Genomic DNA, 7,043 nt, shown 5'->3' with positions numbered 1-7,043 from the left:
GGGGGGGGGGGGGGGCGGCCTTGGGCTCCTCGCCCGGCGCGAGGGTACGGCGTGGCGGCACCGTCTGCTGGCACTGTTTCACGTGGAACAGCGTTCGGTGCACCCGACGTGCCTCGGCCCGGGAAGTGGCGTTTGACGCGGTGCATCGCCGTGGAGCCGCGGGGTCAGAGCTTGTGTGCTCCCTCCATGCAGGGCGCGCGGATATGACTGCGGCGGCGCTCAGGGATCAGCGCGAGCGATCCACAGGGCGCTCGCGGCGCGCGTCGCGTCGTGTGAGGCGATGGCGTCGTGTGGATCCGAGGCCTGGCGTCGATCTCTGAAGGGTGCGTGTAGCGAGTTGAGTCCGGGGCTGCACTGCGTCAGCTCATGGGGGTGTAGCGGTGGGTGTTGCGGTCAGCGATGAGGATCGGCCCGCGGTCGCTTCTCGGGTGCCTGCACCTGGAGGCTCGCGCAGACCGACTCGCACGAGTAGAGAACGACCTACGGCCGTGCGCGGTGCCTGGACCCGATGGGTGGTCGTCCGCACGCGGTGTCACCGCGAGGAGTCGGCGTAGGGGAGTTGCGCAAGAGACACGGCGCAGGGGGAGTCGGCGCCCGGACGGGTCAAGGCGGCGACCGTACCCGAGGACGACGCGGACGGTGTGGCTCGGTGCGAGTCGCCGCGTCGCGAGCACAGCGTGGATGACCAGGGTTGGAGCGCTCAGGCGAGGGCTGGGCGCGGGACGGCGTCGTGCCGATGCCGACGCACTGTCCGGTGCATGTTGCCCTGCGGGCCCCATGGCGAGTGCGCACGCAGAGCTGTCTCCCGCGAGGCCGGTCACAACGGTCACGCCATGAGGGGGAGCGCGACGCACACCGGTGAGCGGTGGGTGCGGGAGTTGGCACCTCTCGCGCCACCCTTGCCCTGTTTCACGTGAAACTGGTGAGGCGTTCGACGCATGGGTGGGGGACTCTGTACGCGGGTTCGCCCTCCGCCTGCGTAGCGCGCGACGGCGTGCGCGGGGTGGGCGGTCAGGACGGGTGCCCGCCGGCGTGGCGGGCTCGAGCGGACGGACGACCGGCGCGGTACCGGGCGTCCCCGTTGGGTGGGCCTTGGCGTGGAGGGTCGAGCGCCGTCTGACGAAGCACACGCTGGTCTGGGCCGGATGCGGCGTTCGGGCTCCATGAGCGTGCGGATGCTGACGTGCGCACTCCGCGTGACATGCCACCCGCGCGGCGACGAGCGCCCGCGGGGGTTGGACGGGGGCGCACGTCCAGGGGGACTGAGGCGGCGCCCGGCGGCGAGCTCGAGCAGAGCGTGTGGGACCCAGCGGGTGCGCTCCGTCCTCACGTGGAACAGACGGGATGCCAACAACAGGCCACGGTCGGGTCCCGGAGTCGGCGCTCGGTGGGCGGCCCAAGGAGATGAGCGTGAGAGCGCACGGCCTGAGCAAGGCCCAGCAGGGCGGCGCAGGCCGATACGCGTGACCGCCGCCTCACGCGGGCGGTGCGTGTGACACCCCGCCTTGTCGTGGACGGGGAACGCAGTTGGCGTGCGCGTGGCAAGAGGACAGCCGCGGCCTTGCGTGCCCGACCCCGGCATAGCTGACCCCAGCGAGGTCGACGAGGCGTGTCGGCTCGGGGCCGCAAGCGGCTCGGAGGGCGTCCCTGTCTCACGTGGAACGGAGGCGAGTCCTGAGCCTACGTGCAGGCAGAGAGGGCTGGCTCGTGGGCGCGGTGCCCTGTTCCCGCTCTACGTGGACGGGCGCGCAGGTAGCACGCGGGTGACAGCAGAACCGGGCGCGTCGTGCGTGCTCGACGACTGCAGGGCCTGGACGCGCGGGGCAGATGAGGCACATCGGCCTCACTCTTCGCACTCCTCGGTGGGGCGCGTGCCTGTTTCACGTGGAACGGGGGGGCCTCGAGCCGGCGGCATCCGAGGAGCCTTGCTCGCGGGCACCGGCCCGGCCCTCGCTCCACGTGAGCGTGGGTGCGGGTGGTACGCGGTCGACCATACGTCCGCACGTGCCGTTGCGAGCTCGAGCCCTGGCATGGCCTGGACGCGCGAGACGGATGACGCGAGCGACGCGACGCCGCGCGCTGCTCGGTGCCCCGTCACTGTTTCACGTGGAACAGGGACAGGGCGCGAAGCTCTCGGCGTCCGCGGAGGTTTGCCCGTGGGCGCCACACCTCGCCCGCGGCCTCTCGTCAATGGCACGCGTAGGTGCGATGCGTGTCGCCACAGGAGCCGCCGCGCCACCGCGTGTCACCCCGGCAGGATCTGTGCGGGCGGGGTTGGCGAGGCATGTCGGCTTGACGCCGCGAGCTGTTTGTGGGGCATCCCCGTTTCACGTGGAACGAGGGCCGCCCACACCTTGGTCATATGCAGACCCTGGCGTGTAGGTGCGCAGCGGGAGTGGGTCGGTTCGGCGGTACGGGCGAGCGCATCGCGTGTCGTCGCTAGCGGTGGACGGCGCGCGACCAGTCTGGTGACGTGTGAGGGGCTCCCGAGCGCTGGTCGTCTGGGCCGCGGGTCCGGCGGTGCCGTGGGTCGCGCTGAGGACGGCGTCCACACGGCGGGAGCAGGCGTGCCAGCGGTGCAGAGCCGTAGCTGTGTGCGCCGTGCGTCAGAGTGACCGGGCGGTTGCTGTGACCTGGCGAGCGGGCGCGCGCCGCGGCCTCTGGGCGTGTGGGGTAGGAGACGCCGCGTGCTGTTCGATCGCTCGCGGGGCCGACAGGTGCTCGGAGGGCTCGGCGGCCCGCGGTGACGTGCGCTCCGAGGGACGCGAGTCCGCTGGACCCAGGCACGGAGTATCGGTCGCCTCATCGGTCCAGGGCCGCTGAGGTGCGTGGTCTTCGGCGGCGTGTTTCACGTGGAACCGAGGGGACAGGCGGCGCGCTGTGAGAGCCGCCGCGGCTCTGTGCGTCCGAAGGACGGCGGCCGCACAGGCGCGGCACCTCGGGCCTCGCGGGATCGTGGAGCTCGCGCTTCGCCTCGACTCGCCGGGCGCGAGCACGGGCGGCGGTGCGGAACCCGGTGCACGATCCGGGTCCTCGTGCACGGGGGGCATGGCGACCTCGGCGGCTGGCGAGCGGCGCCAGGCGGCCGTGCCACCCGGAGCTGGAGCACGCGGCGCTCGTCGAACAGCCACGTGTGGCAGGCGCGGAGAGTGCGGTGAGCGATCGATGGACGTCTCGGATGGCGCTCGGGTCTGCTGCTCGAGACCGCACGCCCGAAGGGCGGACCCGCTGGTCGGGGACTGTGTAGAGCCCCGCACGGGCTGCGAACCGATGGGCATCGTCGGCGACGCGCCACCCTGGTGGAATCTCTCCCGACCTGCCTGTGGGTGAGACGTCGTTGCGAGCGCCTCAGCCGGTACCGTGGGACGTTCGCGCAGCCAGGCAGGCTGGCGAGTGCCGTGGCGGAGGTTTCACGTGGAACGGAGTGTGGCGTCGTGACCGAGGACGACGACATCACTGACCTCCAGGACCCGTTGGACGGCGACCCGCGGCTGCCCGACTTCTTCGGGACCGCGTGGCCGCAGGTCGAGGGCTTCCGCCGCATGCTGGTGGACCAGGGAGTGCTTCGGGGTCTCATCGGTCCTCGGGAGGTGTCTCGCCTGTGGGAGCGTCACCTGCTCAACTCGGCGGCTGCGGTGCCGTTCCTGCCGACGAGCGGACTGATCGTCGACCTGGGGAGCGGTGCTGGCCTGCCAGGTGTCGTCATCGCGGCGATGGTGCCGGGCGCTCGGGTCGTGCTGCTCGAGCCGATGGAGCGCCGGACCGACTGGCTCACCGAGGTGGTCGACGCGCTCGGCCTGTCGAACGCCGAGGTCCGGCGTGCGCGCGCGCAGGAGGCGTTGGACCTGCAGGCCGACGCCGTGACGACGCGCGCTGTGGCGGCGCTCGACAAGCTCTACGGATGGGCGATGCCCCTCATTCGTCCGGGAGGCACGCTGGTCGCCCTGAAGGGCGCGCGTGCGCAGGAGGAGATCGACAACGGGCGGCGTGCTGCACGCCGCGCTCTCGTCGGAGCGGTCGAGGTGCGTGAGGTGGCGACGCTCGAGGGCGTCGAGCCCACCCGCGTGGTGACCGCCGTGCACGAAGGGGGTAAGGGTGTTCGGTAGGCGAAAGCACGGTCGAGCTCCACAGCCGGTACCAGCAACGGCCACGTGGCCCGTCAGCACGGAGACGGCTGTCGCCGATCCGTTGGTCGAGCCGGAGTCGAACGGCCAGCAGGCGACGGACGAGAGCACGGGTGTCGTCCACGGTGCAGCCAGTTCGGCAGCGACCGTAGCGTCCGTGCCCTCGCCCGTCCCGCCGGAGGCCGGCGCGGAGCCCGCATCGAACGGGGGGATCGCCGAGGTCGGCGAACGCGCGGCCACCTGGGCGGCGACGTGGGGGATCACGGAACCCACGCAGACAGCGACGGAGATCGTCGTCGACGACGCCTCGGATGGCTCGGCCAGTGAGGCACCGACGACGAACGGCATCCCCGCTGAGGTGGAGGCCCGCGTTCTCAAGAGCACTGGCGAGAGCGGAGAGGCGCAGCCGTCGGCGAACGGCGAGGCCGCACCCGGCGACCTGACGGGCACAGTCGACACGGTAGTCGGACAGACCGACGAGGCGCCCGCGTTCGCGAGCGCTGCGGCCACCACCGCAACGGCGGAGCCCGAGGGCCCGAACGCTCCCATGGAAGCGTCGCCCATGGTGGAGAACGACGAGCACGACGGCGCAGAGTCGCGCGTTTCACGTGAAACGAGCCCGGCAGCGTCGGAAGCAGGGGGATCCGCACCGGACAATAGGGGAGACGCGTCGGCGTCACCCTCCCTGCACGACCCTGACGGAGACATGACAACGCAAGCCGAACTCGACCCGGACGAGCAGAGGCGCGCTGCCCTCGTGCAGAGCCTTCCGACGGTCACGGACGACACCCCTCTGATGGCTGAGCTGCAGCAGGATGCGCGCCGCCGCATCGAGCTGCGCGGTCGGCGCTTCCCGCGTCCCGCTGAGACGCGGATCGTCACCGTGGCGAACCAGAAGGGTGGCGTCGGGAAGACGACGACGACCGTCAACCTCGCGGCCGCGCTGGCGCAGTCGGGACTCAACGTGCTCGTGCTCGACAACGACCCGCAGGGCAACGCCTCGACGGCGCTGGGCGTGGAGCACCGCGCGGGAACGCCGTCGATCTACGAGGTGCTCGTCGAGGGCGCTCCGATCGCGGAGGCGGTGCAGGAGAGCCCCGACGTCCCGAACCTCTGGTGTCTGCCCGCCACGATCGACCTGTCGGGTGCGGAGATCGAGCTCGTCTCGATGGTGGCGCGCGAGACGCGGCTCCGCAGCGCGCTCGACACGTACCTGCAGTGGCGGATCGACAACGGGCTCGAGCGCATCGACTACGTGCTCGTCGACTGCCCACCGAGCCTCGGTCTGCTCACGGTCAACGCCTTCGTCGTCGCGCGCGAGGTGCTCATCCCGATCCAGTGCGAGTACTACGCACTCGAGGGCCTGAGCCAGCTGCTGAAGACGATCCAGCTCATCCAGGCGCACCTGAACCGCGACCTGCACGTCTCGACAATCCTGCTGACCATGTACGACGCCCGCACGAACCTCGCCCAGCAGGTGGCGTCCGAGGTTCGCGAGCACTTCCCGGAGCGGACGCTGCGCACGACCGTCCCTCGGTCCGTGCGCATCTCCGAGGCGCCGAGCTACGGCCAGACGGTGATGACGTACGACGCGGGCTCCTCGGGTGCGCTCGCCTACCTGGAGGCCGCGCGTGAGATCGCCGAGCGCGGCGCCGCAACCACAGACGTGACCCCATCGAACAGCGCGACCGCTGAGAGCGGCGCGGAGGAGGACCGATGAGCGAGAAGCGACGGGGACTGGGCCGTGGCCTGGGCGCGCTGATCCCGGCCGGGCTCGACGGGCAGCGACCGCCGGCGGGCGGCGACCGCCCGGTCGACGTGTTCTTCCCGGACCGGTCCGACGCCACGAGCACCAGCGGTGAGGCGACGGCCGCCGAGTCGAACGGTGTCGCGAACGCGCAGGTCGCAGCCGCGGCCGCCGCGAGCACGGCAGTCGCCGAGTCGACCGGGTCCGCCACGAACGGGACGACGACCGGCGTCCCGGCCGCTGCGTCCAACGGCGGAGTCGCCCTCGCCGACGGTGCCGCGGTCGTCACCGCAGGCGTTGCCGACCCGGCCGACTTCAGCGCGATCGCGACCGACGGGCTCGTCCCCGTCCCCGGGGCACGCTTCGCGGAGCTGCCCGTCGGGTCGATCCGACCCAACCCGCGCCAGCCGCGCTCGGTGTTCGACGAGGACGCGCTCGACGAGCTCGTCAACTCGATCCGGGAGATCGGCGTCCTGCAGCCGGTCGTCGTGCGCGCCGTCGACGACGGGTACGAGCTCATCATGGGCGAGCGTCGTTGGCGGGCGACGCAGGCTGCCGGGCTCGACGTCATCCCGGCGATCGTCCGGGAGACCGACGACGCCGACCTCCTGCGGGACGCGCTGCTCGAGAACCTGCACCGCTCGCAGCTCAACCCTCTCGAGGAGGCCGCGGCCTACCAGCAGCTCCTCGACGACTTCGGGTGCACGCATGAGGAGCTGGCGACGCGCATCCACCGGTCGCGCCCGCAGATCTCCAACACCCTGCGTCTGCTCAAGCTCCCGCCGCTGGTCCAGCGTCGCGTGGCCGCCGGAGTGCTCTCGGCGGGTCACGCACGCGCGCTCCTGGGCCTCGCGGACGGCGCGGCGATCGAGCGGCTCGCGCAGCGGATCGTCGCCGAGGGTCTGTCCGTGCGAGCGGTCGAGGAGATCGTGTCGCTCGGCGGTGACGAAGCCGCCCCGGGGAAGCGCCGCCAGGCGCCGCGCGCGGGTCAGCGCAACGAGGCTCTCGACGAGCTCTCGAGCCGACTGTCGGACCGCTTCGACACTCGCGTGAAGGTCCAGCTGGGGAAGTCCCGAGGCCGGCTGACCGTCGAGTTCGCATCCGTCCAGGACCTCAACCGCATCCTCGCGACGTTCGCTCCCGACGACCCGGGCCTGCTGAAGGGCTGAAAC

At 71.8% G+C, this 7,043-nt stretch carries 3 protein-coding genes; all 3 read left to right on the top strand.

What is annotated here, in order from left to right; all coding sequences use genetic code 11:
• Positions 1–3,434: 3,434 nt before the first annotated feature.
• The 3 genes from rsmG to CGE01nite_RS09780 all read left to right on the top strand — a co-directional run bounded on the left by rsmG (position 3,435) and on the right by CGE01nite_RS09780 (position 7,040).
• Positions 3,435–4,106, top strand: coding sequence for a 16S rRNA (guanine(527)-N(7))-methyltransferase RsmG (rsmG, locus tag CGE01nite_RS09790; RefSeq protein ID WP_229747330.1), 672 nt, complete (start codon positions 3,435–3,437; stop codon positions 4,104–4,106).
• A gap of 814 nt (positions 4,107–4,920) precedes the next feature.
• Positions 4,921–5,844, top strand: a complete 924-nt coding sequence (locus tag CGE01nite_RS17310; RefSeq protein ID WP_229747329.1) for a ParA family protein — start codon at positions 4,921–4,923, stop codon at positions 5,842–5,844.
• Complete coding sequence (locus tag CGE01nite_RS09780) at positions 5,841–7,040, top strand: ParB/RepB/Spo0J family partition protein (RefSeq protein WP_141370598.1); 1,200 nt, start codon at positions 5,841–5,843, stop codon at positions 7,038–7,040. Before CGE01nite_RS17310 ends, CGE01nite_RS09780 begins: the two co-directional genes overlap by 4 nt.
• Positions 7,041–7,043 lie beyond the last annotated feature (3 nt).

The sequence above is a fragment of the Cellulomonas gelida genome, from assembly GCF_006538725.1.
GTDB lineage: Bacteria > Actinomycetota > Actinomycetes > Actinomycetales > Cellulomonadaceae > Cellulomonas > Cellulomonas gelida.
Note: the sequence above shows the minus strand (reverse complement) of the source record. Positions and strands in the feature narration are given on the sequence as shown.

What these genes read in the sequence shown, in the direction of transcription:
- CGE01nite_RS17310 (WP_229747329.1), top strand. Translation starts at nt 4,921, where the DNA reads ATGGCTGAGCTGCAGCAGGATGCGCGCCGCCGCATCGAGCTGCGCGGT.
- CGE01nite_RS09780 (WP_141370598.1), top strand. Translation starts at nt 5,841, where the DNA reads ATGAGCGAGAAGCGACGGGGACTGGGCCGTGGCCTGGGCGCGCTGATC.